This window comes from Amaricoccus sp. (genome assembly GCF_036846665.1).
GTDB lineage: Bacteria > Pseudomonadota > Alphaproteobacteria > Rhodobacterales > Rhodobacteraceae > Amaricoccus.
Genome location: NZ_DAIUBO010000359.1, coordinates 1 through 2,651, shown reverse-complemented (window position 1 = coordinate 2,651; position 2,651 = coordinate 1). Strand labels below are relative to the sequence as shown.

General features: G+C 69.5%; 3 protein-coding genes. All 3 read left to right on the top strand.

Annotated features, from left to right (window positions below; translation table 11 throughout):
* On the top strand, positions 1-462 hold a 462-nt coding region (locus V7050_RS20215), incomplete at its 5' end, for a hypothetical protein (RefSeq protein ID WP_324411172.1).
* 14 nt (positions 463-476) lie between these two features.
* Entirely contained in the window at positions 477-2,165 is a 1,689-nt protein-coding gene (locus V7050_RS20210; RefSeq protein WP_324375481.1) for a DEAD/DEAH box helicase, read from the top strand.
* 207 nt (positions 2,166-2,372) lie between these two features.
* On the top strand, positions 2,373-2,579 hold the full coding sequence (locus V7050_RS20205; protein ID WP_324375484.1) for a DUF6511 domain-containing protein: 207 nt from the start codon (positions 2,373-2,375) through the stop codon (positions 2,577-2,579).
* The last annotated feature ends 72 nt before the right edge of the window (positions 2,580-2,651 follow it).

Sequence of the window (2,651 nt, the reverse complement as noted above, 5' to 3'; positions counted from 1 at the left end):
GTCTACCTCAACGGCGAGTTCACGGTGCTCGAAGGGCCCTATGCCCGCCGCAAGGTCTGGTCGCTGATCGGCCTCTACAGCCCGAAGGGCCCGGACTGGGCCAACATGGGGCGCGGCCTGATCCGCGGCATCCTCAACTCCGCCCGCGGCGTGTCGGACAAGGACAACTCGCCGGAAGCGCAGGCGCGCCGCCGCATCAACGGCTTCGGCGATCTCGACGGCGTCGAGTTCGTCGCCCGCATCGACATCGGCACCGACACCAACGGCGAGGACAAGAACGAGATCCGCAATGCCGTCACGCCCGACCATCGCGACTACGCCGCGCTGATGGGCACGGTCGCGCCGCAGTCCTCTGCTGCCCCGGCGCAGGGCCACGCCCCGCAGCAGCCCACCACGACCACCCAGCCCAGCCAGCCCGCGTCCGCCCCTGGCGCCGCCGGTCGGCCGAGCTGGGCGCAGTAAGGGGGAGACCGGCCATGCGCCTGCGCCCCCGCCAGAAGACCTTCGTCGAGCGCAGCGTGGCTGCGCTCGCCTCCCGCGGCAACACGCTGGGCGTGGCGCCCACCGGTGCGGGCAAGACCATCATGCTCTCGGCGGTCACCGGCGAGATGATCGGCGACGGCGCGAAGGCCTGCGTGCTGGCGCATCGCGACGAGCTGACGGCGCAGAACCGCGCCAAGTTCCAGCGCGTGGTGCCGGGCGTCGCCACCTCGGTCATCGACGCCACGGAGAAGTCCTGGAGCGGCCAGGTCGCCTTCGCCATGGTGCCGACGCTGGCGCGCGCCTCGAACCTCGCCGACATGCCGCGTCTCGACCTGCTGGTCGTCGACGAGGCGCATCACGCCGTCGCCGACAGCTACCGTCGCATCATCGACCGCGTGCGCGAGGCCAATCCCGACGCCCGCATCTTCGGGGTAACGGCCACCCCGAACCGGGGCGACAGGAAGGGCCTGCGCGAGGTCTTCGACAATGTCGCCGATCAGGTGCGGCTGGGCGAACTGATCGCCTCGGGCCATCTGGTGCCGCCGCGCACCTTCGTCATCGACGTGGGCGTGCAGGACGAGCTGCGCTCGGTCCGCAAGACCATGTCGGATTTCGACATGGCGGAGGTGGCGGGCATCATGGACCGCGCGCCCGTCACCGACGAGGTGATCCGGCACTGGAAGGAAAAGGCGGGCGACCGGCAGACCGTGGTGTTCTGCTCCACCGTCGCCCATGCCGAACATGTCACCGAAGCGTTCAGGGCAGCGGGCGTTTCCGCAGCGCTGATCCACGGCGATCTGGCGGCCGAGACCCGCAAGGCGATCCTCGCCGACTACGCGGCGGGCAGCATCCGCGTCGTCGTCAACGTCGCGGTGCTGACCGAGGGCTGGGATCACCCGCCCACCTCCTGCGTCGTGCTGCTGCGGCCCAGCTCCTACAAGTCCACCATGATCCAGATGGTCGGGCGGGGCCTGCGCACCGTCGACCCCGAGGAACACCCCGGCATAGTCAAGACCGACTGCATTGTCCTCGACTTCGGCACCTCGAGCCTCATCCACGGCACATTGGAGCAGGATGTCGATCTCGACGGCAAGACGGAGACCGGCGAGGCACCCACCAAGACCTGTCCGGCCTGCGAGGCGGAGATCCCGCTGGCCGCCACCGAATGCCCGCTCTGCGGCGAGGTTCTTCCGCGGGAGGACGAAGAGGCCGGTGAAGGCGGCGGTGCCGCGCCGCTCTCGGGCTTCATGATGACCGAGATCGACCTGCTGAAGCGGTCCAGCTTCGCGTGGGTCGACCTCTACGGCACGGACGACGCGCTGATGGCCACGGGCTTCGCGGCCTGGGGCGGCATCTTCTGGCTGGACGGAGTCTGGTACGCCATCGGCGGCGCGAAGGGCGAACGCCCCCACCTGTTGGGTGTCGGGGAGCGCACCGTCTGCCTCGCGCAGGCCGACGACTGGCTGAACACCCATGAGACCGACGAGAGCGCCTTCAAGACGCGCTCCTGGCTGCGCCAGCCGCCGACCGAGAAGCAGCTGCAATACCTGCCGGCCGAGTGCCGCCATGACTTCGGCCTGACGCGCTATCGCGCCTCGGCGCTGATGACCTTCGGCTTCAACAAGCGCGCCATCCGCCAGCTGATCGACACGGCCGCCCGGCCCGAACGGAGGGCGGCATGACCCATGTCCACATCCACCCCCATCACGGCCGCGGACCGGCGGCGGCTCTGGCATCCGCGTGGAACGCTCTGTGCTGTCTGCCGGCAACCCACCCGTGGTTTTGGCTGGTTCGATCCGCACCGGTCGAAGCAGCCCCGGCCCTCGGTCTGGTTCTGCTCAATGCCCTGCCAGTCCTTCTGGACGCGTTTGGCGCGGGAGCGTTTCGCCATGGTTGACCTGACCGAGGAAGAGCGCGCCGCGATCACCGCCACCATGAAGCGCGTGGCGCTGCTGATGGACGAGATCGGCTGGGCCACCCCGCTCGGCCATCTGACCGAGGCGCAGGTGCGCGCACTGATCGAGGAGGCCGTCGAGGGCTTCCGCGAGGCCATGTCCGACATCGCCCGGGCGCAGACGCCGGAGGTGCCGTTTTGACCCTCGATTACAATCATCGCCCCAGCTTCGCCGACCGAGTCAACGCCGCCGTCGATCAGGCGCTCACCGCCG

What these genes read in the sequence shown, in the direction of transcription:
- V7050_RS20210 (WP_324375481.1), top strand. Translation starts at nt 477, where the DNA reads ATGCGCCTGCGCCCCCGCCAGAAGACCTTCGTCGAGCGCAGCGTGGCT.
- V7050_RS20205 (WP_324375484.1), top strand. Translation starts at nt 2,373, where the DNA reads ATGGTTGACCTGACCGAGGAAGAGCGCGCCGCGATCACCGCCACCATG.